Source organism: Rhizobium leguminosarum bv. viciae USDA 2370, from assembly GCF_002008365.1.
GTDB classification, from domain to species: Bacteria; Pseudomonadota; Alphaproteobacteria; order Rhizobiales; family Rhizobiaceae; genus Rhizobium; species Rhizobium leguminosarum.
This window is the reverse complement of record NZ_MRDL01000054.1, coordinates 419,836-440,808: the sequence shown is the minus strand read 5'-3', so window position 1 is coordinate 440,808 and position 20,973 is coordinate 419,836. Positions and strand designations below refer to the sequence as shown.

The window sequence follows — 20,973 nt, the reverse complement described above, 5'->3', positions numbered from 1 at the left end:
TGAGAAAGCGAATAGTTTCCGCAACCTTTCCGCCTCCAAAGGAGCCTCCCATGAACGCCATCGTCGAACAGCTGAAAAGCACCGCTGATGCCACCAAGGTGACCGATATCCGGGCCGCCTTCGCCGCCGATTCGCAGCGCTTTTCGCGCTTTTCCGTCTCGCTTGACGACCTGTTGATGGATTTTTCCAAGACGGCGGTGAATGACGACATCCTCAAGCTCTTGGTGAAGCTCGCCGAAGACGGCGGCGTCGAGAAGAAGCGCGAGGAAATGTTCTCCGGCAAGGCGATCAATTTCACCGAGGACCGCGCCGTTCTGCACACCGCGCTGCGCAACCGCTCCAACACACCGGTTCTGGTCGACGGCAAGGACGTCATGCCCGACGTCAATGCCGTGCTTGCCGCCATGGGCAAGTTTGCCGACGACGTCCGCTCCGGCACGCTGAAGGGCGCCACCGGCAAGGCGATCACCGATGTCGTCAATATCGGTATCGGCGGCTCGGATCTCGGCCCTGTGATGGCGACGCTGGCGCTTGCTCCCTTCCATGACGGTCCGCGCGCGCATTTCGTCTCCAATATCGACGGCGCCCATATCGCCGACATCCTGAAGCTGGTGCAGCCGGAAACGACGCTGTTCATCGTCGCCTCGAAGACCTTCACCACCGTCGAGACGATGACTAATGCGCAGACGGCGCGCAATTTCATCGCCAAGGCGCTCGGCGAAGCCGCCGTGCAGCACCATTTCGCCGCCGTCTCGACGGCACTCGACAAGGTCGCCGCCTTCGGCATCGACAGCGCCCGCGTCTTCGGCTTCTGGGATTGGGTCGGCGGCCGCTATTCGATCTGGTCGGCGATCGGCCTGCCGCTGATGATCGCCGTCGGGCCGGAGAATTTCGGCAAGTTCCTCGACGGCGCGCATGCCGTCGACAATCACTTCCGTAAGGCGCCGATTACCGAAAACCTGCCGATGCTGCTCGGCCTGATCGGCTTCTACCATCGCAATGTGCTGGGCTACCCCACCCGCGCCATCCTGCCCTACGACCAGCGCCTGTCGCGCTTCCCGGCCTATCTGCAGCAGCTCGACATGGAATCGAACGGCAAGGGCGTCACCATTGACGGCACGCCGGTCGAAGGCAATTCCGGCCCTGTCGTCTGGGGCGAGCCCGGCACCAATGGCCAGCACGCCTTCTACCAGCTCATCCATCAGGGCACGAGCATCATCCCGGCCGAATTCATGATCGCCGCCAACGCCTTCGAGCCGGAGCTGCGCCACCAGCACCAGCTGCTGATCTCCAACGTGCTTGCCCAGTCGGAAGCACTGATGAAGGGACGCAGTTTCGAAGAAGCCAAGAAGCAGCTGACCGACAAAGGCATGGACGACAAAAAGGCCGATTTCATCGCGCCGCACCGCGTCTTCACCGGCAACCGGCCGTCGATCACCTTCGTCTACGACAAGCTGACCCCTTACGCACTCGGCCGCCTGATCGCGCTTTACGAACACCGCGTCTTCGTCGAAGGCGTGCTCTTCCGCATCAACTCCTTCGACCAGTGGGGCGTCGAGCTCGGCAAGGAACTGGCGACGGGCCTGCTGCCGGTCGTCGAAGGCAAGGAAAGTGCGGCATCGCATGACTCGTCGACGCAGGGCCTGGTTGCGGCGCTGGCGAAGCTAGCGAAGTAACCGTTCAAGATTTGCCCCTCACCTAACCCTCTTCCCGCGCGCGGGGAGAGGGGACGTGCCACGCGAGACGTCAATGGGAATCGGGAGGCCGCGGCATTGTCCCTTCGCCCCGTTTACGGGGGTCCGAAGGACGGGGCGAGACACGTGGCTCGACCCCGGTTGGTGGCGGCAGGCGGATGAGGGGCAGTCTCGGGCTTAAGCCTTAAAGCCCAATCTCGCGTGCCCAGGGGGGGTTGGCGCCGGCGCGGGAGACGGTGACGGCGGCGGCTTTGGCGCCGAGGGTCAGGGCGTTGCGCAGCGCCTTTTCGTCAAGATTGGCCACCTGAGGCTTGGTCAGCAGATTATCCATCTTCAGCGACGCGAGGATGCCAGCGTCGAAGGTATCGCCGGCGCCGACCGTGTCGACGACGGTGACCCGTTCGCTCGGGACCGTCACCTTGCGCTCCTTGGTATAACCGGAGGCGCCTTCCGCGCCCTTGGTGATGACGACGAGCTTGGCGCCGTGGTTCAGCCAGTGGGCGGCGAGCGCATCATGGTCTCCCTGCAGGCCGAACCATTCGAGGTCCTCGTCGGAGAATTTGACGATGTCAGATTTAGCGGCCATGCGCTTGATGCGGGCCATATGCGCCGGCTTGTCCTTGATGAAACCCGGACGAATATTCGGATCGAGCGAGATGACCCGGCGAGCGGCTTCGCGGTCGAGAAGCGCCTCGTAGGTTTCGCCGCAAGGGCTCGGGATCAGGCTGATTGCGCCGAAATGCAGCGCCTCGCAATCGTCACCGAGAACAGGCAGGTCGGCCGTGGTGATCATGCGGCCGGCGGTGCCTTCGTCGTAGAAGGCATAGGTCGCCTGGCCGTTGACCAGCTTGACGAAGGCGATGGTCGAGGGACGCGGCGTAATGGCGCATGGGCTGTAATCGACATTGCTCGCCTTCAGCGTTTCCAGCAGGATTTCGCCCATCATGTCATCGGCGATGCCGGTGAAGAAGGCCGTGGGGATGCCGAGGCGGCCGAGCGCGATTGCGGTGTTGAAGATCGCGCCGCCGGCATAGGGCGCGAAGCCCTTTTCGCCCAGGGTCGTGTCCCTCGGCAGCATGTCGATCAAGGCTTCGCCGCAGCACAAAATCATCGTATTCCTCCCAACAGCATCTATACGTTCATCAACCGATTAAGCGAGCTTTTGTCAACTGGCTAGAGCGAAAGCTCACTAACCCCACCATTCCTTCCCGACCAGGCCAGCGGCGCATCGAGGAAGGCCTCGACTTCCGACAGCGTCTTGTCGTCGAAGAGCTTCTGCTCCTTGGCGACGGCCAGAACATTCCGCCAGGTGGCGATGTGATGCAGCCTGACCTTGCCGTCGGCAAAACGCTGTTCACCGAAGATGCCGTAGAAGAACAGCGCGATGCCATGATCGACGATGCCGCCGGCGGCACGGACCGCGTCGATGAACTTGAACATGCTGCCGCCGGCTGTCGTCAGGTCTTCGATGACGAGCACGCGCGACCCTTCCGGCATGTTGCCTTCGATCTGGGCATTGCGGCCATGGCCCTTCGGCTGCTTGCGGACATAGACCATCGGCAGGCCGAGACGATCTGCCAGCAGGGCGGCGAAGGGGATGCCGGCGGTCTCGCCGCCGGCGATGCAATCGAACTGCTCGAAACCGGCATCGCGCAGCAGGGTGCTGGCGGCGAAATCCATCACCGTCGAGCGGATGCGCGGGAAGGAGAGCAGCTTGCGGCAATCGATATAGACCGGGCTCGCCATCCCGGAGGAGAGTTTATAGGGCTGCGCGGCATTGAAATGCACCGCCTTGATCTCCCAGAGCATCTTGGCCAACAATTCGGCCATCACGGCGCGGTCGGGAAATGTGGTCTGGATCATGCGGCTCTCCTTCGGCTTGGATCCTTGCGGGAATAGCAGCAAGAGCCCGACGTTTCCAGACGAAAGGCGCGCTCATGACAGTAGCAGGCGGCCGATATCGGCGATCTGCATCTTCTTGAACAAGGCAATCGCCTGAGCGCCCTCCTCCGCATCTAGCGAAACGGCATAACGTACGCCGGCGGCAAGCAGCTGCATCGTCAGCCGGGCGATCGCCAAGAGCTCCTTGCGGTCGCGATCCGGCCATAGACGGATAAGCACGGCGAGAAATGCCTGGGCATGAAATTCCATGTCCTCGGCATCGACCTGCTGCAGCAGCTTGTCGGTATGGGTCGCATGCCAGATGTCGCGCATGACGGGCTCGCGGCGGAAGAAGGCATAATATTCATCGGCGATATTGGCGAGCGCGCGCTGCAGGGCCGCAGCGTCGGTCACCTTCGCCAGTTCCTCTTCGACGCACCGCCTGCCCTGCTCGTTGAAGCGCTCGGCCAATGTGCGGATGATCGAGGTCTTGTCGGGGAAATATTGGTAGAGGGCGCCGAAGGAAAGACCGGCCTTTTCGACGATCTCGCTCATCTTCAAGCCATCGCTGCCGTGGCTTTCGATCAGTTGCGAGGCAACCGCGAGGATCTTTTCGAAGCGCTCGCGGCCGCGCTGCTGGCTGGGGATGCGGCGCGGCTGGCCGGTAGACTCCTGCTGGCGCCTGCGCGTTGCGACCGGCTGTTCCGACATGATCTCTCCTTTTCCACGTTGACAAACAAAATAAGAGAGATTATCTCATTTTGCAAATGAGAGAGTTTCTCTTGTTTGCAAAATATGGAAGGAGTTTTGACATGCAGACGTCCGAAATCGTCCTCGTCGGTGGATCGGGAAAGACCGGCGGCCGCATCATCAGGCGTCTGGAAGCGCGCGGCCTGACCGTCCGCGCGGCATCACGCTCCAGCGCCCGTCCCTTCGACTGGGAGGACAGGTCGACCTGGCGCGGCGCACTTCAGGGCGCATCGAGCGCCTATGTCGCCTTCCAGCCGGACCTTGCCGTCGCCTGGGCGGCGGAGGCGATCGAAGCGCTCGCCAAGGTCGCCGTGGAATGCGGCCTTGAGCATATCGTACTGCTCTCCGGCCGCGGCGAAGAGAGCGCGCAGCGCAGCGAAGCGGCGCTGACCGCTTCCGGCATCGATACCACCATCCTGCGCGCCTCCTGGTTCTGCCAGAACTTCAGCGAGGGCGCCTTTGTCGAGCAGATCATTGGCGGCCGGCTGCAATTGCCGGCGGGCGAGATCGGTGAACCTTTCATCGATACCGACGACATCGCCGATGCCGCCGTCGCCGCCTTGACCGACCCGCGCCACCGCAACCAGACCTACGAGTTGACCGGCCCTCGGGCGCTGACCTTCCGGCAGGCGGTCGGCGAAATCGCCGCGGCCGCTGGGCGGCCGATCGAATATCAGCAGGTCTCGACGGCGGATTTCACCGGCGGGCTTGCGGCTGCCGGCCTGCCGCATGGCCTGATCGATCTTCTGGAGGAGCTCTTCGGCCAGGTGCTCGATGGGCGCAATTCCAATGTGATGGGCGGCGTCACCGAAATTCTTGGCCGCCCCGCCACCGATTTCAGCGAATATGCCCGCCAAACCGCGGCAACCGGAATATGGAGCGCCTGACCATGCAGATCATTCTCATCCTCTCCCTCGCGGCGGCGGCGATCGGCAGCGGCCTTGTCGCCGGCATCTTCTTCGCCTTCTCGACCTTCATCATGACCGCCTTCTCGCGGATTCCGGCAGAGCAAGGCATCGCGGCGATGAACTCGATCAACGTGACGATCGTCCGCTCGCCCTTCATGGGCCTCTTCGTGCCGACGGCGATCCTCTGCATCGTCATCGCCGTGCTCGCCCTGATCGACTGGCGCGGCGGGGCATCTTTTCTGATGCTGGGCGGAGCAGCCCTCTATGTCTTTGCCTCTTTCGTCTCGACCATCGTCTTCAACGTGCCGATGAACGATGCACTGGCGAAGGTCGGCGGCAATGGGCCGGAAGCGGTTCAGCTCTGGACCAGCTATGTCAGGGACTGGACATGGTGGAACCATGTGCGGACCATCGCCTCGCTGCTCGCCTCGGTCGCCTTCGTGCGGGCGCTGATGATCGTTTGAATGATTGCTTCCCGACGATCCGACGCCCCCGTCAGGAATCGGGTGGTTGGTTCGGGGCCGGCGTGTGAACATGAGCCGATTGCCGCGAAAGGACCGCCATGTTCACACTTCACGATTATCTGCCGTCGCAAAATGGCTGGAAGGTCAGGGTTTTGCTCGGCCTGCTCGACATACCCTACCGCAGTCGTATCGTCTCGATCTTCGAGGGCGAGAGCCGCACCGAGGCGTTCCTGAAACTCAATCCGGTGGGCGCCATTCCGGTCCTCGAACTCGACGACGGGCGTCCGATCGCCGAATCCAATGCGATCCTCACTTTTCTCGCCGAGGACACGCGCTTCCTGCCGTCAGACCACTATCTGCGCGCCAAGGTGATGCAATGGCTGTTCTTCGAACAGTATCATGTCGAGCCGGTCATCGGCTCGCTGCGCTTCTGGACATTGACGGGACGGCTGGAGCGTAGCCAGAGCATGGTTGCGGGCAAGCGCGAAGCCGCAACCCGCGCCCTCGCCGCCATCGATCGCGGCCTGACCGACAGCCCATTTCTTGTCGGCCAGGAGCTGACGATCGCCGATATCGCCGTTTACGCCTATAGCCACCGGGCCGAGGATTGCGGGTTTTCTCTTGCGGCCTATCCCGCCTTCGTCGCCTGGTCTGACCGCGTTGGAGATGCCATCGGGGCCGATTATCCAGTCTATCCCTATAGCATCGACCCGCACTCCAATGCCGGCGCGATGCCCTAGACTACGTCTGCTCGCAGAAGACGATGCGGTTGCTGAAGGGGTCGATGACGGTCATCTCCAGCCCCCACGGCTCTTCCTCGACACCGGGCTTCATGTAGCGGTAGTCCTTGCCTGAGAGTTCGGCGTGATAGGCCTGGACATTGGCGACGCGGACGAATGCCTTGGCGCCGGGGCTGGCGTCGCCGGAATGTTCGCTCAGGTGCAGCGCCATGCCGTCACGCGAAACCTGGCAATAGAGCGGAAAATTTTCGCCGAAACGGTGCTCCCAATCGAGACGGAAGCCCAGGAAGCCGCAATAGAATTCCATGGCTTTTTCGACCGAGAAGATGCGGAAGATCGGCATTGGCGGCTCGATGCCGATGACCGAGCGGGAGGCGCCCGCCTCCTCTATCTTGGCCGAGAGAATATTCCATTGATCGAGCCCGAACTGCCGGGCAACGATTTCGAGCGTTTCGCTGTGGGTGAGCGAAATGTCGCGGTCGGCCAGGGCCTGCCGCAATGTTTTTGCCATGAGCTTGGCATCGCGAAAATCGCGCATGAAGTCATCCTTCCGTTGACGGCAAACAGGAAGATCAGTGCCCGCGTCTGCTGACCCGTTCGCCATCGATCGCCTAACGGCAAGGATGTGAAGGATGTTGTCTGGATGCATTCACCATAACGCCAGAGCGTCAAACTCGAGCGTCGCGGGGCGGCTGGCCGCATCCGGCCGAAGGCGATAGTATGAGAGGATCGATCGGCGATCAAGACGCGGTGCGCGCTGCCTCGACGGGAACGGCCTGCAGATGGCCGGCAAGCTCGACACGGTTGCGGCCGGCGCGCTTGGCGACATAGAGCGCCTTGTCGGCGGCACTCAGCATGGCGTCGAAATCCTGTGGCTTCGAGCGGCCGGGCGCGACGCCGACGCTGACCGTGCATGTCAGCACCTCGTCATCGATATGGATCTCGCGCGCCTCGAAAGCCCGGCGGATGCGCTCGGCCGTCAGTTCCGCCCGGCCGGGCATGATTTCCTTCAGCACCAGCGCAAATTCCTCGCCGCCGAGCCGGGCGGCGGTGTCGCCGGTGCGGCAGCTGGCCGCGAGTTCGCCGGCGAAGACCTTGAGCACGCGATCGCCGGCAGCATGGCCGAAGCGGTCGTTGACGGATTTGAAATGGTCGATGTCGAAGACGATGACGGCGGTGGTCGTGCCCATCGGGCGCGTGCCGTACTCGTCGAACAGGGCGCGGCGGTTGAGCAGGCCGGTCAGCGGATCGGTGATCGCATCGAGACGGTGGCGGGCAGCGAGCCGCCATTGATGCAGCGCCAACGACAGCGCACCGATCCCGGTCATGCCGGCGATGCAGACGGCGAGGCTGAGATCCTCCGCCCAGTTGCTGGGGGCCTTGCCGAGAACCAGCTTGCCGTCGGAGATCAGCACGGCGGCGCAGAGAACGAAGGAGATCGCCGTCAGCGTATAGAGCGCGGTAATGCCGAGGAGCGGCGCGGGTGCTTCGGCACGGGCGAGCCAATATTGCCGGGCGGTGGCAAAGAGCAAAAGGGCGATAGCGAGATTGTCGGCGATGAAGGCCAGGCCGTCATACCCTGATAGCATAGGCACGATGGAAAAGACCATCGCGGCAAGCGCGCGGATCGCGATGGCCGGGATAGACAGGCGGCCGGTGAGGAACTGTCTGCCTGCCCCCCATATGGTGGCAAAGCCGGCATGAAACAGCACGAAATTGGCAACGCCCAGCCATGTCTCCGGCGTATTGACGTAGGCGCTGTAGACGAAAATGCCGCTGACGACGAGGACCAGGCCGATGGTGGCGGTGAGCAGCACCGTTTCCGCCCGGCGGACAATCCAACTGCCCATCAGCGTGACGGCAAGGCATGCCGCGGAGACGCCAAGCGCCAGCAAGAGAGAGTTATAGTCAAGCGTCATGCTTTTCAGTCTCCGCAGCTGTTGCCGCGCCAGATGTTGGCAGCTTATGGGCTCCGCGACGAGGAATGTCTTATGCATCCGTTAACAAATGATGCACTGCACAATGCAAATGTTACGCGTTTAACGTCGCGCCGAAATTTAAGATGAATATTCTATTTAAAATTGAATTCCGAAAGCTTACGCCTGCTGCACCACCTGCCAATGCAGGGGAAACATCGGATCGAACACCGTCACCGGACCGGCTCCGGTTTCAATCCTCGCGGGAAAGACGACCGGCTCGGCCTGCCTTGACAGGGTGATGCGCTCCTCGTTCGGCTGGAGCCCGTACCAGGCCGGCCCGTTCAGCGACACGAAGGCTTCGAGCCGCTCCAGGGCGCCCTCCTGTTCGAAGACATGGGCCAGGCAGCTCATCGTATTGACCGAGGTATAGATGCCGGCGCAGCCGCAGGCGCATTCTTTCAGCGGATCGACATGCGGCGCGGAATCCGTGCCGAGGAAGAAGCGGGCGTCACCGCTGACGGCGGCCGCACGCAGAGCCAGCCGGTGGTTTTCGCGCTTGGCGACCGGCAGGCAGTAGTAATGCGGGCGGATGCCGCCGACGAGGATGGCGTTGCGGTTAATGATCAGATGGTGGGTGGTGATCGAGCCGGCGAGATTGCCCTTGGCCGCCTTGATGTAATCGACGCCATCCGATGTCGTCACATGCTCCATCGTCACCTTCAGCTCCGGCAGGCGCTGCCGCAGCGGATCAAGCACGGTCTCGATGAAGACGGCCTCGCGATCGAAGATATCGACCTCCGGCGTCGTCACCTCGCCATGCACGCAGAGCGGCAGGCCGATCTTTGCCATGCGCTCCAGCACCGGCATCGCCTTTTCCATGTCGCGCACGCCGCCATGCGAATTGGTCGTGGCGCCGGCGGGATAAAGCTTCACGGCGGTGATGAGACCGCTGTTCTTCCCCTCCTCCACGTCATCGGGGCTGGTATGTTCGGTGAGATAAAGCGTCATCAACGGCTGAAAGCGATGGCCGTCCGGCAAGGCCTCGAGGATGCGCTCGCGATAGGCCTTGGCGTCAGTGGTGGTGACGACAGGCGGCACGAGATTGGGCATGATGATGGCGCGGGCGAAGGTGCGGCTCGTATCGGCGATCACGCCTTCCAGCATGGCGCCATCGCGCAGATGCAGGTGCCAGTCATCAGGACGGCGGATGGTGATCGATTGCATGGCAGACCTCCGAAGCGATGCGTCTGCGGCCTCGATAACACTAAAGCGCGTCGCATTGAAATTGAATCATGCGACGCGCTTTAGCTCTTTTTTTCGTGAATGTCGCGCGGCATCACGCCAGCGCGATCTCCAGCGTCACATCGGCCGGGCGGCGGTTTTCGAGGATCAGCCGGCCGTTCGGCAGGTCATTGCCGTAGACCTTGGCGCTGGCGGCCTCTTCGGTGAGCTTATAACCGCGCCAGCGCGCCCAGAGCCTCTCCTCGAGCACCTCGATCGGCGGCGCCAGCATGATCGAAAAGTCGAAGACGCCTTCGAGTTCGGCCCATTTGCCCAGCGAAAACAGCAGATAATTGCCCTCGACGATGATGAAACGGTGATCGGGCGAAACAGGCCGGGCCGAGGCAATGGCGAGTTCACGCGAGCGGTCGAAGACCGGCACCAGAACCTCCTGATCGGCCAGCCTGACGGCGCGGATGATATCGAGGAAACCACGAACGTCGAAGGTCTCGGGGATACCCTTGCGCGCCAGCAGGCCGCGTTCGATCAGGATGGCGTTGTCCATGTGGAAGCCATCCATCGGCAGGACTTCGGCACTTTCGCCCCTGGCTTTCAGCGCTTCCGCCAGGTTGTCGGCCATGGTGGATTTGCCGGCACCCGGCGGTCCGGCGATGGCGACCAGGAAACGTCTGGAATGGCCGGCGCGGTCAAGAACTGCGCCGGCGATTTCGTCGATGCGTGCCGTCATGCCGCGACGGGCTCCGTCGGCACCGCCTTGGCGCCGGTCATGAAGGCGACGGCGTCGGACATGGTGTATTCCTTCGGATCGATCACCGTCAGCCGCCGGCCGAGACGGTGGATATGAATCCGGTCGGCCACTTCGAAGACATGCGGCATGTTGTGGGAGATCAGCACGATCGGCAGCCCGCGGGCCCTGACATCGAGGATCAGTTCCAGCACGCGGCGGCTTTCCTTGACGCCAAGGGCTGCCGTCGGTTCGTCCATGATGATGACCTTCGAGCCGAAGGCGGCGGCGCGGGCGACCGCGACACCCTGGCGCTGACCGCCGGAGAGCGTTTCCACCGCCTGGTTGATGTTCTGGATGGTCATCAGGCCGAGTTCGGACAGCTTGTTGCGCGCCAGCTTTTCCATGGCCGGCCGGTCGAGCATGCGGAACATGGAGCCGAGCACGCCCGGTTTGCGGATCTCGCGGCCGAGGAACATGTTGTCGGCGATCGACAGCGCCGGCGACAAAGCGAGATTCTGATAGACGGTCTCGATGCCGGCCTCGCGCGCTTCCATCGGCGAGCGGAACTGCACCTGTCGGCCTTCGAGGGTAATCACCCCCTCGTCCGGGGTGACAGCTCCCGATATCGCCTTAATCAGCGAGGACTTGCCGGCGCCGTTATCGCCGATGACGGCGAGAATTTCACCCGGATAGAGGTCGAAATCGGCATTGTCGAGCGCGGTCACGCGGCCATAACGCTTGACGAGACCGCGGGCGGTGAGAAGGGGTTCGCGAGCCATGATTACACCGAAACCTTTCTGATCCACTGATCGATGGCGACGGCGGCGATGATCAGCACGCCTGTCAAAAGGACTTTCCATTGCGGGTCGGCGCCGAGCATGTTGAGGCCCATCGAGACGACGCCGACGATCATGGCACCGAAGAGCGTGCCGAGAATGGAGCCGCGGCCGCCGAACAGCGAGATGCCGCCGATCACAGTCGCGGTGATCGCCTGGAGGTTAAAATCGGTGACGGCCGAAGACGGAGAGATCGAGCCGTTGCGTCCGATCGAGACCCAGGCGGCCAAGCCGGCAATGACGCCTGATATGGCATAAACGGTCAGCAGCACCTTCTTGGTCTGAATGCCCGAGAGCTTGGCTGCCTCCGGATCGTCGCCGACCGCATAGACATGCCGGCCCCAGGCGGTGTGATTGAGGACATACCAGAGCACCAAGACGAGCAGCACCATGGCGATGACGCCGAGGGTGAGCACGGCGCTGCCGAGCTTGAAGCTCACGGCGAAAAGATGCAGCAGCGGCGCCTTTTCGTCGACATCGGTGTCGCGGATCGTCTCATTGGCGGAATAGATGAAATTCGTCGCCATGACGATGTTCCAGGTGCCGAGCGTGACGATGAAGGGCGGCAGTTTCATGTAGGCGACGAGGAAGCCGTTCAGCAATCCGCAAAGGCCGCCGACAAGCATGCCGGCTGCGACCGCGATCGGCGTCGGTATGCCGTAGGTGATCGCGACATTGCCCATGATGACCGCCGAGATCACCATGATGACGCCGATCGAAAGATCGATGCCGGCGGTCAGGATGACCAGCGTCTGGGCGGCGCCGAGAATACCGACGATGGCGATCTGCTGCAGGATCAGCGTCAGCGTATAGGACGAGAAGAACCGTCCGCCGATGGTGATCCCGAAGATGACGATCGCCAGCACCAGCACGATCAGCGGCACGGCGGCCGGCGTCGAGTGCAGAAAATGCTGCGCGCGCTTGATCAGCGAGACTTTCTCGTGCTCGAAGGAGGCAACGCTCTTGTCGCTGCCATCGAGGACACGTTCGAATTCCTGTGTTCCGGTCATGGTTCCTCCTCCGCATCCGCGCGCCGAACTCGCGCGGGGGCCGTCACCGATATCCATCCGGTCTTTGATTAGCCGGTTCGTGAGGCGACGGCACATCGTCCGTCGAAAACGGCCGGGGATCAAGCCCCGGCCGCTCTGCTTTCAACAATCAGGCCTCAGCCCCAGCACTTGTCCGTGCCTTCCTTGGTGTCGATCGACTTGACGCCGGAAACCGGCTTGTCGGTGACGAGCGAAACGCCGGTGTCGAAGAAGGACTTGCCTTCGGTCGGCTTCGGCTTCTCACCGCTGTCGGCGAACTTCTTGATCGCCTCGATGCCAAGGGCTGCCATCATCAGCGGATATTGCTGCGAGGTGGCGCCGATGACGCCTTCCTTGACCGACTTCACACCTGGGCAACCGCCGTCGACTGAGACGATCAGCACGTTCTTTTCCATGCCGACGGCCTTCAGCGCCTGATAGGCGCCGACAGCGGCCGGCTCATTGATCGTGTGGATGACGTTGATGCTCGGATCCTTCTGCAGAAGGTTTTCCATGGCCTTGCGGCCGCCTTCTTCATTGCCGTTGGTCACGTCATGACCGACGATGCGGGCATCGTCCTCGTCGCCGATCTTGTTCGGGTCCTTCGGATCGATGCCGAAGCCCATCATGAAGCCCTGGTCGCGCAGAACGTCGACCGTCGGCTGCGACGGGAGCAGGTCGAGGAAGCCGACCTTGGCGTCCTTGGCCTTGTCGCCCATCGTTTCCTTGGCCCACTGGCCGATCAGCTTGCCGGCGAGCAGGTTGTCGGTAGCGAAAGTGGCGTCGGCGGCATCGGCCGGCTCGAGCGGTGTGTCGAGAGCGATGACCAGCAGGCCGGCATCACGGGCCTTCTTGACCGAAGACACGATGCCCTTGGTGTCGGAAGCAGCAATCAGGATGCCCTTTGCGCCGTCGGCAATGCAGCTTTCGATCGCGGCCACCTGGCTTTCGCTGTCACCGTCGACCTTGCCGGCATAGGACTTCAGCGAAACGCCGAGTTCCTTGGCCTTGGCCGTCGCACCTTCCTTCATCTTGACGAAGAAGGGGTTGGTGTCGGTCTTGGTGATGAGGCAGGCAGCAACATCAGCCGCCATGACAGGAGCGGAAAAGGTGACACCAAGCGCGAGCGCGCCGAAAGCGAGAACAGATTTCTTCATGGAACTCCTCCCAGAGTTTGCCGGCGCCGCCCCTGCGGGGCCGGAATTTAAGATATAGCACTTCGCCGTGGATCGAATGCCTCCAGCGGTCCTGTGCCCTTGACGACGGCAATTAAGAGCGAAAAGAAATCGCCTTGTCAATAAATAAATCCAATTGAATTATTAATTCGATGTGGCATGCTCATTCGAATTAGGGCATAGGCCAACAATCGGGAGGAGCGGCCATGTCGTCCTTGGATGGACCGGCAAACATACCGGTCCCGCCACCAATTCTGAATCCGGCCGGCGGTGCGAACCAGGTCAGGGTGCGAGCCTATAACGAACGGCTCGTGCTGTCGCTGGTGCGTCTCTACGGCGCGCTGTCGAAGGCCGATATCGCGCGCCGCAGCGGGCTGTCGGCGCAGACCGTCTCCGTCATCATGCGGGTGCTGGAGAAGGAAGGGCTGCTGTCGCGCGGGGAACCGGTGCGCGGCCGTGTCGGCCAGCCGTCGATCCCGATGCATATCAATCCCGATGCCGTCTATTCCTTCGGTTTGAAGATGGGCCGGCGCAGCGCCGATCTGGTGTTGATGGATTTCGTCGGCCGCATCCGCATGCAGCTGCACCGGACCTATGCCTATCCGCTGCCGGATGAAATCCTCGCCTTCGTCACCTCAGGCATCCGGGAGCTGGAAGATCGGCTCGACGACAAGCAGCGCGGCCGCATCGCTGGCCTCGGCATCGCCGCCCCCTTCGAGCTCTGGAACTGGGCCGAAGAGGTGGGTGCGCCGCCAGGCGCCATGGATGTCTGGCGCGACGTCGACCTGCAGGCCGACATCGCCGCCCGCGTCTCCCATCCGGTCTTCATGCAGAACGACGCGACCAGCGCCTGCGGCGCCGAGCTCGTCTTCGGCGTCGGACCGTCCTATCCGGATTTCGTCTATTTCTTCATCGGCTCCTTTATCGGCGGCGGCATCGTCCTGAATTCGGCGATCTTTTCCGGCCGCACCGGCACGGCAGGCGCGATCGGGCCGCTGCCTGTGCGCGGCAAGAACGGCGAGACGATGCAGTTGCTTGAAATCGCCTCGATTTTCGTGCTCGAGAACATGCTGCGCGAGCGGGGCATCGATCCCGAGCCGCTGTGGTATTCCGCCGACGGCTGGGTGGATTTCGGCGAGCCGATGGAAGCCTGGATCCAGGATAGCGCCAAGGCGCTGGCGCAGGCGATCGTTGCCGCCGCCTCGATCGTCGATTTCAGCGCGGCTGTCATCGACGGCGGCTTTCCCGATTGGGTGCGCAGCCGCGTCGTGCAAGCCACGATCGACGAAGCCGCCAAGCTCGACCTGCAGGGCGTCGTCATGCCCGAAATCATCGAGGGCGCGGTCGGCGCGCAGGCGCGCGCCATCGGCGGCGCCAGCCTGCCGATCTTTGCGCGTTACCTCACCGACCAGAACGTACTCTTCAAGGAGGTAGACCATGCTGAAAGGACTTGATCCGCTGTTGAGCCCGGAGCTGCTTTTTACGCTTCGCGCCATGGGCCACGGCGACGAGATCGCCATCGTCGACGGCAATTATCCGGGCGTCGAACATGCCCGCCGGCTGATCCGGCTCGACGGCCACCACCTCATCCCGGTCCTCAATGCCGTGCTCAGCGTGCTGCCGATCGACGATTTCGTGGCGGAGGCGATCTTCCGCTCGACCGTCAAGGCCGAGCGCGACAAGCTCGATCCCGTGCATGAGGAGATGATCGACTGCTGCGCCCGCCATGAGCCGCACCGGCAGGTGGTGCCGCTGATCGGCCAGGATTTCTACGGAAGGGTGAAGACCGCCCATGCGGTGATCCAGACCGGCGAGCCCAGGCTCTATGCCAACATCATCCTGCGCAAGGGCGTGATCTATCCGAAAGAGCCGGGCGTCCACGGAACCGCCGGGGTAGACCCGTTCGTCTACTAGCGGTCACCCGTCGATTTCGACCTCCGCTTCACAGTTTACGGGCGCATTTAAAGGGATGGCCATGCCGATGGACGAGCGGGCGTGGGCGCCAACGTTGGGCCCGTACAGCTCCAGTATCAGATCGGAATAGCCGTTTGTGACCAGCGGCGTCTCATCGAAACCCGGAGCAACATTCACCATGGCGAAGACGCGCAGCCAAGCCGTGACCCGATCAAGGTCTCCGACAGCACGTTTGAGACTGGCGAGATGGGCCAGGGCAACGAGCCGGGCCGACGCGTAACCCTGCTCTGGCAAGACCTCCGCTCCGACCTTGCCAAGCGGGGTTGCCAATGTCCCATCGCGGTTGCACGCGACGTGACCCGAAATGTAGGCGCGGTTGCCGCGCACCCGAACCCAGACGAAGGGCATTCGCAGCCCTTCGCGAACTTTCAAGGGCTCGGGCAATTCAAGACCCATTTCGGCCAGACGTTGTTCGATGATGGCCACGGTGCACCTCCCGGCATGATCAAGGTACGATGTTGTCGAGCTCCGGCATCAGAACGACGCTCTCGTTTGCGGCGGGGTCATTGCGGGCACCGAGGAACTCGGCGTTTTCGTTGCTGCGATTGACGGCCACATGGGGAACGCCGGCCGGAATGAAGAGATAGTCGCCGGCGTGGACCAATTCGCACTGTTCGAGCTTCGACCCCGACCAGATCTCGATCTCTTGGCCCGCGGTCATGAGAAGGGCGGTCTCGTGTCCCTCATGGCGATGGGCCCTGGTTCGTCTGCCTGCGGGAAGCGAAATCGTCCCGAGCCACAGCATGGTTGATCCGACGCTTTCCGCCGAGACACCTGAGCGATAGACAGACCCCTGCTCGGCGACATGGCTGCCGCTCCCGCGTACGACTTTCGCGGTTGATACCTGCGGATTTTTCGGTTGCGTTGCTCCGTTCTTCATCACTCTCACCACTTCAACCGCTGCACTGAAGCGGAATCTGCGCGCTCAGCCGGCGCAAGTCCTGAAGCGGGGCCGAAAAATTCCGAAAAACTGCGAAATCGGGTATAATTCCGGGCCATGAACACCAAGCACCTTGCCTTCGGCCACTTCGAGTTCATTGCCGAGAACGGATGCCTGTTTCGCGACAATAGGCCAGTCGCTATCGGCGCCCGAGGTGCTTCGCTGCTTGCCGTTCTGCTTTCGGCTCAGGGGGGTGTCGTCCCAAAGTCCGCCCTGATGGATGCCGTTTGGCCGGGATTGGCCGTCGAGGAAAGCAATCTTTCCGTTCAGATTGCTGCCCTTCGCAAGCTGCTCGGCCCTGCATCAGACGGCAGCGAATGGATCGTCACGGTTCCGCGCGTCGGGTACAGATTCTCCGGCCCGGTGGAGAGCCGGACCGACGCAGCCGATAGCGGATGGCATGCGCAGACCGGTTCGATCCCGGCGATTGCGGTACTGCCGTTCGAAAATCTCGGCGGCGATGGTGAAAGACAGTATCTGGCCGACGGCATCACCGACGACCTGATCATGGCGCTCGTCCGGTTCAGATGGTTCCGGGTCGCGTTACGTGGGGCAAGTTTCACAAGGAGGAATGGCTCGAGGGATCCGCAATCTATCGCGCGCGAACTTGGCGTCGATTTTCTCGTGGATGGAGCTGTTCGGTATATCGGCGATCGGATCCGAATATCGGTGCACCTCGCCGTCGCAGCGAAAGGCGCCACCGTCTGGTCCGAACATTACGATCTTCAGATGGCCGAGGTATTTGCGGTGCAAGATGCCATCGCCGAGCGGATTGCAGCGGCGATCGAGCCCGAGCTGCTGTTGCGCCATGGGCTTCAGGTGGCTCCGCACACCGGCAACATCACTGCCTGGGATCTTGTCCGGCAAGGCACATTCCATTTCCACAAGGTCACGCAGTCCACCCACCTCATGGCACGGCGATTTTTCCGCGAGGCCACGGAGCTCGATCCCCTGCTGCCAGAGGCACAGATCTGGCGGGCGCGGGTCAATGCGGGCCTCATTGCCTACGGCTGGGCTGATAACCCCGCCGCGGACGGGAAGGAAGGGTTGGATGCGGCGCTGCGAGCGATCTATCTCGATGCGCGAAATCCGTACTCGCACTATGCGCTGGCGATTGTGTCGGCCTATACAGGCAGGGCTGACCAGGCGATCCTCGCAGCGGAACGGTCCATCGAACTCGGTTCGAGTTTCGCCTTGGGCTATCTCGTCCTCGGCATGGCCCGTCTTTTTTCGGGTGATGCGGCCGGCGCGCGCCAGCCCCTGGCTCGCGGCCTCGAACTCAACCCCCATGATCCGCAGAATGGGGTTTGGTTCAGTCTCTTGATGCTTGCATTGTTCTTTTCGGGTGACGTGGAGCGCGCGCTCGAAACGGGGCGTACGGCGCTAAAGGCGCGGCCTGACTGGCCGGCGCTTCTGCGCATTCAGGCGTGCTGCCATACGGCCGTGGGACATCGTGAGCAGGCTCGCCGCTTTGCTGCGGCGGCCAGCGACCTTCCCGAAGCTGCCGGCGATGCGCTTGGTCCTTTCAGAGACGGCAACCAGGAATGGGCCACCCGCCTGGACGAGCTGCTGCAAGAGGCGGAACGTTAAAACGACCGGTTAGGCATTCGGCCGGCCGAAGGGCAGTCTTCGCCATTCGTTCGATGGATGTTATTGTGCGGCCGGTGCGTTGGTCCACCGCGCCGGCAAACCGCTCGGCTGCGAACGGCGCCTCACCACCAGGAGCCGACGTCGCGGGATCAGGCCGGTGAAGCGATGAGAAGACGGATCTCACATGGCACCTGACATGAGCACGACTCCTCGTCGCAGCACCACCGGTCTGCGCAAGTTTCTCGATCCTGAGCAGCAGCAGGCGTGGATAGACGGCGAGGCAGACTTGATCGACGCCGAAGAGCGTCTGGAGTCCCTGGAACAGCGGTTCAAGTACGTCGCACGGTTCCAGAAGCTGCTTCGTCGCCCGCAGGCGCAAGACGTTCTGGAAATTCTCGGGGTATACGGGCAGACCTGCATCCCCATCCCGCGCAAGACCGAGCGTCACTACTGGTCAGCTTCCTGCCTGCCCACGACTTCCGACAAGCCGCTCGTCCGCGTTAATGCGAGCTGGATGGAGCTTTTCACGCTCTACGCCGACGGCGAAGGGCTGCGTGCACGATTCCTGGTGCATCTTTCGCATTTCACCACCGACCATTCACCCGCGCAGGGCGACGTGGACGAGGCTTTTCTCGAGCACTGCGTCACGACACCCGAAGACGTCGGTTACTTTTTTCCGCGCGGCGAGGACATTTTCGGCATCAATGTGCGGGGCTCGGCCTCGATCCGCAAATTCCTCGCGGAGCGCCGCATCTTGCGCGCCATTCGGACTTTCAATGTGACGCACATGAACCGGGGCCGGAACGCCTATCAGGCGAGCCACTGCTACAGCCTGGCGGATACCATGCTGGCAGGTTGATCGGCTCTGGGATGCGCCCTGCACCCATCCAGCGGCCGGGTCGATCCCTTTCGTGTACTAGCCAGGAAGTTTCTTCCCTCTCTCCCGCCTAGCTGTAAACGCGTTGGCAATTGTTATCTGTATTGGGTCTGTCAGCGGTCGGTTTGACGCCGATCCTCCGGCGGATTCTTCAGCCGATCGAAAGAATGGCTGTTTGCGGCGACCGATGGACAGGAACCGAATCCTCATCCGATTTACGGCAAAGATATCCATTGTGCGCAGCGAAACTCCCGTGCCTTCGTAAAGGCAACCCACCATTAACCTGCCAAGCGCACGATCTTTGGGATTTGTCGGTGCTGCGCGGCTTCATCAGCCATTGCGATACCGGCCCTCTTAATTCCGCCCGAATGAATTGAGGCGGTCTTCGATCACGGCGTAGGATCGCCGATGCCGTGAAGTTGCGCCATCCGTCGTCGGCATTCGCTGATACGAGCGTAGCAAACTGGCCATGACGGCTCTTCACACAACAGGAGCCTGTTCATATGCCTCGCATCCAACCAACCAGACCGCAGATGGAGATCGTTGCCTGGCTCGCGATCTTCCTGCTTCTCTTCTGCCTGTCTTGGCTCTTCCAATGGCATGAAGGGCTGGATGGATTCATCGAAAAGCATCATGACTATCCGCTGGACCACGCGCTCCTCGCCCTCAATATCTCCGGGTTTCTCGGGATCATTTATTCCGCGCTGAGGATCCGGGATCTTTCGAGGGAGGTCAATCGCCGGCTGCAGGCCGAAAAGAACGTAGACTGGATAGCCTGTCACGACACGCTGACCGAACTGCCTAACCGCAGGTTTCTGGATTCCGTATGCGCACAGGCGATGACCGATCAAAGGACACAAGAAACCTACGCCGTGTTCAGCATCGATCTCGACGGCTTCAAAAAGATCAATGATCTCCTCGGGCACGATCACGGTGATGCGGTGCTGAAGACTGTTGCCCAGCGGCTCTCTTCCCTCTTTCCCCGTGAGCACGTTTTCCGCCTTGGCGGAGACGAGTTCGTTGTTCTGGCGCGGCGCACTGGAAATCCCGATCTTGTCACCTTGGGGAACCGCATAGTGACCGTGATCGGCAAGCCGTTCACATTCAATGGAGTCGCCGTCGACCTCGGCGCCAGTGTCGGCTTCGCGCTTTATCCGGAGAACGGCGATGACCTCAGTCAAGTCATTCGACATTCGGACTGTGCGATGTATGTCGCGAAAAAGCAGGGGCGCAATCTGGTGAAGCCCTTCGTGCCCTCGATGCAGGACGAGTTGGCAAAGCGGATTCGAGTGGAAGCGGATCTGAGAGCAGCCATCAAGAAGGCCGAGATCGTTCCCTACTATCAACCGCTCGTAGACCTGAAGACGAATAGGATTATCGGCTTCGAGGCGCTGGCGCGCTGGAAGACGGCCTCCGGCGAATTCATCCCACCGAACGAATTCATTCCTGTGGCAGAGGAAGCCGGTCTGATCGTCGAATTGACAGACCAACTGCTTCGCCACGCCTGCACCGATGCGCTTTCCTGGCCAAATGAGCTCGTCCTGTCATTCAACCTTTCTCCGATCCAACTGAGCGATCGACTGCTGGGCCTGCGAATTCTCAAGATATTGGGCGATGTCGGTCTGCCGGCGCACAGGGTCGAGCTTGAGGTGACGGAGAGCGCCATCATCCAGGACGCTGTCACGGCACGAATCGTCCTTGACGATCTGGTGAATGCGGGGGTCAAGATTGCTCTCGACGACTTTGGAACAGGATATTCCAGCCTCTCACAACTATCCAATTACCGGTTCGACAAGATCAAGATCGACAGGAGTTTCGTCTCTTCATTCGAGACCAATGACAAGCAAGACAAGGTGATCAAGGCGATCATCGCTCTTGGTGTGGGACTTGGCGTGACGATAACGGCAGAGGGTATCGAAGAGGAGAGCCAACTTCAGCGGCTTCAGGACCTGGGTTGCGACATCGGCCAAGGGTATCTGCTTGGCAGGCCAGCGCCGGCCGAGAAGCTTGCCACAGGCCAGGTCAGCGCCAGAATTTTGCAACGCGGTTGATGGGGGCCGCGGTATGTCGGATTCATCCTGGAGATGCTGGAGGCTGTCGTCGAACAAGCGCCGTCCACCTGGCCGACCGGCCATTCCACCGAAACATCATCCTAAACCTTAAGCGATGGGTGCCCACGCGCTTGGGATGACCGAGGTCGTCCAGGCGAGAACTTGCGCCGAAAGTCA

General features: G+C 61.8%; 21 protein-coding genes and 1 pseudogene. 10 read left to right on the top strand and 12 right to left on the bottom strand.

All coding sequences use genetic code 11. The annotated features are described in order from the left end of the window. Nucleotides 1-50 precede the first annotated feature (50 nt). On the top strand, nucleotides 51-1,676 hold the full coding sequence (gene pgi, locus BS629_RS34010; protein WP_026188603.1) for a glucose-6-phosphate isomerase: 1,626 nt from the start codon (nucleotides 51-53) through the stop codon (nucleotides 1,674-1,676). A 202-nt stretch (nucleotides 1,677-1,878) separates the two neighbouring features. Here pgi and BS629_RS34005 read toward each other — a convergent pair whose 3' ends face one another. The 3 genes from BS629_RS34005 to BS629_RS33995 form a co-directional block, all read right to left on the bottom strand. After that, nucleotides 1,879-2,805: a carbohydrate kinase family protein gene (locus BS629_RS34005; protein WP_018244599.1), complete on the bottom strand. Its 927-nt coding sequence runs from the start codon at nucleotides 2,803-2,805 to the stop codon at nucleotides 1,879-1,881. 62 nt (nucleotides 2,806-2,867) lie between these two features. Further along, entirely contained in the window at nucleotides 2,868-3,557 is a 690-nt protein-coding gene (locus tag BS629_RS34000) for an orotate phosphoribosyltransferase (protein ID WP_018244598.1), read from the bottom strand. Nucleotides 3,558-3,629: 72 nt separating this feature from the next. Continuing rightward, nucleotides 3,630-4,286, bottom strand: a complete 657-nt coding sequence (locus BS629_RS33995) for a TetR/AcrR family transcriptional regulator (protein WP_018244597.1) — start codon at nucleotides 4,284-4,286, stop codon at nucleotides 3,630-3,632. 101 nt (nucleotides 4,287-4,387) lie between these two features. On the opposite strand from BS629_RS33995, the gene BS629_RS33990 reads away from it, so the two are divergent. The 3 genes from BS629_RS33990 to BS629_RS33980 all read left to right on the top strand — a co-directional run bounded on the left by BS629_RS33990 (nucleotide 4,388) and on the right by BS629_RS33980 (nucleotide 6,437). Then, nucleotides 4,388-5,212, top strand: coding sequence for an NmrA family NAD(P)-binding protein (locus BS629_RS33990; protein WP_018244596.1), 825 nt, complete (start codon nucleotides 4,388-4,390; stop codon nucleotides 5,210-5,212). Then, nucleotides 5,200-5,697 (top strand): anthrone oxygenase family protein, encoded by a 498-nt coding sequence (locus tag BS629_RS33985; protein WP_018244595.1) that lies wholly within the window; start codon nucleotides 5,200-5,202, stop codon nucleotides 5,695-5,697. Before BS629_RS33990 ends, BS629_RS33985 begins: the two co-directional genes overlap by 13 nt. A 98-nt stretch (nucleotides 5,698-5,795) precedes the next feature. Continuing rightward, nucleotides 5,796-6,437, top strand: a complete 642-nt coding sequence (locus BS629_RS33980; protein ID WP_018244594.1) for a glutathione S-transferase family protein — start codon at nucleotides 5,796-5,798, stop codon at nucleotides 6,435-6,437. Between the two features lies 1 nt (nucleotide 6,438). Here the strand turns inward: BS629_RS33980 and BS629_RS33975 are convergent, their stop codons facing one another. From BS629_RS33975 to BS629_RS33945, 7 genes are all read right to left on the bottom strand, one after another. After that, nucleotides 6,439-6,975, bottom strand: coding sequence for a glyoxalase superfamily protein (locus BS629_RS33975; RefSeq protein WP_018244593.1), 537 nt, complete (start codon nucleotides 6,973-6,975; stop codon nucleotides 6,439-6,441). A gap of 202 nt (nucleotides 6,976-7,177) precedes the next feature. Further along, a complete protein-coding gene (locus BS629_RS33970; protein ID WP_026188602.1) occupies nucleotides 7,178-8,356 on the bottom strand; it encodes a GGDEF domain-containing protein in 1,179 nt (392 codons plus the stop codon). Nucleotides 8,357-8,533: 177 nt separating this feature from the next. Next, nucleotides 8,534-9,580, bottom strand: coding sequence for a dihydroorotase (pyrC, locus tag BS629_RS33965; protein WP_018244591.1), 1,047 nt, complete (start codon nucleotides 9,578-9,580; stop codon nucleotides 8,534-8,536). A gap of 112 nt (nucleotides 9,581-9,692) precedes the next feature. Continuing rightward, the gene (locus BS629_RS33960) at nucleotides 9,693-10,325 is read right to left on the bottom strand and encodes a nucleoside triphosphate hydrolase (protein ID WP_018244590.1); all 633 of its coding nucleotides are present in this window, start codon (nucleotides 10,323-10,325) and stop codon (nucleotides 9,693-9,695) included. Then, nucleotides 10,322-11,104 carry an ATP-binding cassette domain-containing protein gene (locus BS629_RS33955; RefSeq protein ID WP_018244589.1) on the bottom strand — a complete coding sequence of 261 codons (783 nt, stop codon included), beginning with the start codon at nucleotides 11,102-11,104 and terminating at the stop codon, nucleotides 10,322-10,324. The genes BS629_RS33960 and BS629_RS33955 overlap by 4 nt, the downstream gene beginning before the upstream one ends. Before the next feature lie 2 nt (nucleotides 11,105-11,106). Continuing rightward, nucleotides 11,107-12,171 (bottom strand): ABC transporter permease, encoded by a 1,065-nt coding sequence (locus tag BS629_RS33950; RefSeq protein ID WP_012755861.1) that lies wholly within the window; start codon nucleotides 12,169-12,171, stop codon nucleotides 11,107-11,109. A gap of 155 nt (nucleotides 12,172-12,326) precedes the next feature. Further along, entirely contained in the window at nucleotides 12,327-13,346 is a 1,020-nt protein-coding gene (locus tag BS629_RS33945) for a sugar ABC transporter substrate-binding protein (protein ID WP_018244588.1), read from the bottom strand. A 224-nt stretch (nucleotides 13,347-13,570) separates the two neighbouring features. Between BS629_RS33945 and BS629_RS33940 the strand changes: the two genes are divergently transcribed. Together BS629_RS33940 and BS629_RS33935 are read left to right on the top strand one after the other, a co-directional pair. Continuing rightward, nucleotides 13,571-14,818, top strand: coding sequence for an ROK family transcriptional regulator (locus tag BS629_RS33940; protein WP_018244587.1), 1,248 nt, complete (start codon nucleotides 13,571-13,573; stop codon nucleotides 14,816-14,818). Then, entirely contained in the window at nucleotides 14,802-15,278 is a 477-nt protein-coding gene (locus BS629_RS33935; protein WP_018244586.1) for an RbsD/FucU family protein, read from the top strand. The genes BS629_RS33940 and BS629_RS33935 overlap by 17 nt, the downstream gene beginning before the upstream one ends. A gap of 3 nt (nucleotides 15,279-15,281) precedes the next feature. Here BS629_RS33935 and BS629_RS33930 read toward each other — a convergent pair whose 3' ends face one another. Both BS629_RS33930 and BS629_RS33925 read right to left on the bottom strand, forming a co-directional pair. Next, nucleotides 15,282-15,764 carry a RidA family protein gene (locus BS629_RS33930; RefSeq protein ID WP_018244585.1) on the bottom strand — a complete coding sequence of 161 codons (483 nt, stop codon included), beginning with the start codon at nucleotides 15,762-15,764 and terminating at the stop codon, nucleotides 15,282-15,284. A gap of 19 nt (nucleotides 15,765-15,783) precedes the next feature. Continuing rightward, nucleotides 15,784-16,218 (bottom strand): cupin domain-containing protein, encoded by a 435-nt coding sequence (locus BS629_RS33925; protein ID WP_018244584.1) that lies wholly within the window; start codon nucleotides 16,216-16,218, stop codon nucleotides 15,784-15,786. A gap of 117 nt (nucleotides 16,219-16,335) precedes the next feature. Here BS629_RS33925 and BS629_RS33920 point away from each other — a divergent pair, with 117 nt between their 5' ends. From BS629_RS33920 to BS629_RS40610, 4 genes and pseudogenes are all read left to right on the top strand, one after another. Continuing rightward, nucleotides 16,336-17,868 (top strand): winged helix-turn-helix domain-containing protein, encoded by a 1,533-nt coding sequence (locus BS629_RS33920; protein WP_018244583.1) that lies wholly within the window; start codon nucleotides 16,336-16,338, stop codon nucleotides 17,866-17,868. A gap of 184 nt (nucleotides 17,869-18,052) precedes the next feature. Further along, nucleotides 18,053-18,727, top strand: a complete 675-nt coding sequence (locus tag BS629_RS33915; RefSeq protein WP_018244582.1) for a hypothetical protein — start codon at nucleotides 18,053-18,055, stop codon at nucleotides 18,725-18,727. A gap of 521 nt (nucleotides 18,728-19,248) precedes the next feature. Further along, nucleotides 19,249-19,929 (top strand): annotated as a pseudogene (locus BS629_RS40615) (diguanylate cyclase domain-containing protein); the annotation flags it as partial. A 21-nt stretch (nucleotides 19,930-19,950) separates the two neighbouring features. Beyond that, the gene (locus BS629_RS40610) at nucleotides 19,951-20,796 is read left to right on the top strand and encodes a putative bifunctional diguanylate cyclase/phosphodiesterase (RefSeq protein WP_245268259.1); all 846 of its coding nucleotides are present in this window, start codon (nucleotides 19,951-19,953) and stop codon (nucleotides 20,794-20,796) included. The last annotated feature ends 177 nt before the right edge of the window (nucleotides 20,797-20,973 follow it).

Coding starts and splice junctions, on each gene's coding strand:
- pgi (WP_026188603.1), top strand. CDS start 51: ATGAACGCCATCGTCGAACAGCTGAAAAGCACCGCTGATGCCACCAAG.
- BS629_RS34005 (WP_018244599.1), bottom strand. CDS start 2,805: ATGATTTTGTGCTGCGGCGAAGCCTTGATCGACATGCTGCCGAGGGAC.
- BS629_RS34000 (WP_018244598.1), bottom strand. CDS start 3,557: ATGATCCAGACCACATTTCCCGACCGCGCCGTGATGGCCGAATTGTTG.
- BS629_RS33995 (WP_018244597.1), bottom strand. CDS start 4,286: ATGTCGGAACAGCCGGTCGCAACGCGCAGGCGCCAGCAGGAGTCTACC.
- BS629_RS33990 (WP_018244596.1), top strand. CDS start 4,388: ATGCAGACGTCCGAAATCGTCCTCGTCGGTGGATCGGGAAAGACCGGC.
- BS629_RS33985 (WP_018244595.1), top strand. CDS start 5,200: ATGGAGCGCCTGACCATGCAGATCATTCTCATCCTCTCCCTCGCGGCG.
- BS629_RS33980 (WP_018244594.1), top strand. CDS start 5,796: ATGTTCACACTTCACGATTATCTGCCGTCGCAAAATGGCTGGAAGGTC.
- BS629_RS33975 (WP_018244593.1), bottom strand. CDS start 6,975: ATGCGCGATTTTCGCGATGCCAAGCTCATGGCAAAAACATTGCGGCAG.
- BS629_RS33970 (WP_026188602.1), bottom strand. CDS start 8,356: ATGACGCTTGACTATAACTCTCTCTTGCTGGCGCTTGGCGTCTCCGCG.
- pyrC (WP_018244591.1), bottom strand. CDS start 9,580: ATGCAATCGATCACCATCCGCCGTCCTGATGACTGGCACCTGCATCTG.
- BS629_RS33960 (WP_018244590.1), bottom strand. CDS start 10,325: ATGACGGCACGCATCGACGAAATCGCCGGCGCAGTTCTTGACCGCGCC.
- BS629_RS33955 (WP_018244589.1), bottom strand. CDS start 11,104: ATGGCTCGCGAACCCCTTCTCACCGCCCGCGGTCTCGTCAAGCGTTAT.
- BS629_RS33950 (WP_012755861.1), bottom strand. CDS start 12,171: ATGACCGGAACACAGGAATTCGAACGTGTCCTCGATGGCAGCGACAAG.
- BS629_RS33945 (WP_018244588.1), bottom strand. CDS start 13,346: ATGAAGAAATCTGTTCTCGCTTTCGGCGCGCTCGCGCTTGGTGTCACC.
- BS629_RS33940 (WP_018244587.1), top strand. CDS start 13,571: ATGTCGTCCTTGGATGGACCGGCAAACATACCGGTCCCGCCACCAATT.
- BS629_RS33935 (WP_018244586.1), top strand. CDS start 14,802: ATGCTGAAAGGACTTGATCCGCTGTTGAGCCCGGAGCTGCTTTTTACG.
- BS629_RS33925 (WP_018244584.1), bottom strand. CDS start 16,218: ATGAAGAACGGAGCAACGCAACCGAAAAATCCGCAGGTATCAACCGCG.
- BS629_RS33920 (WP_018244583.1), top strand. CDS start 16,336: ATGAACACCAAGCACCTTGCCTTCGGCCACTTCGAGTTCATTGCCGAG.
- BS629_RS33915 (WP_018244582.1), top strand. CDS start 18,053: ATGGCACCTGACATGAGCACGACTCCTCGTCGCAGCACCACCGGTCTG.
- BS629_RS40610 (WP_245268259.1), top strand. CDS start 19,951: ATGTATGTCGCGAAAAAGCAGGGGCGCAATCTGGTGAAGCCCTTCGTG.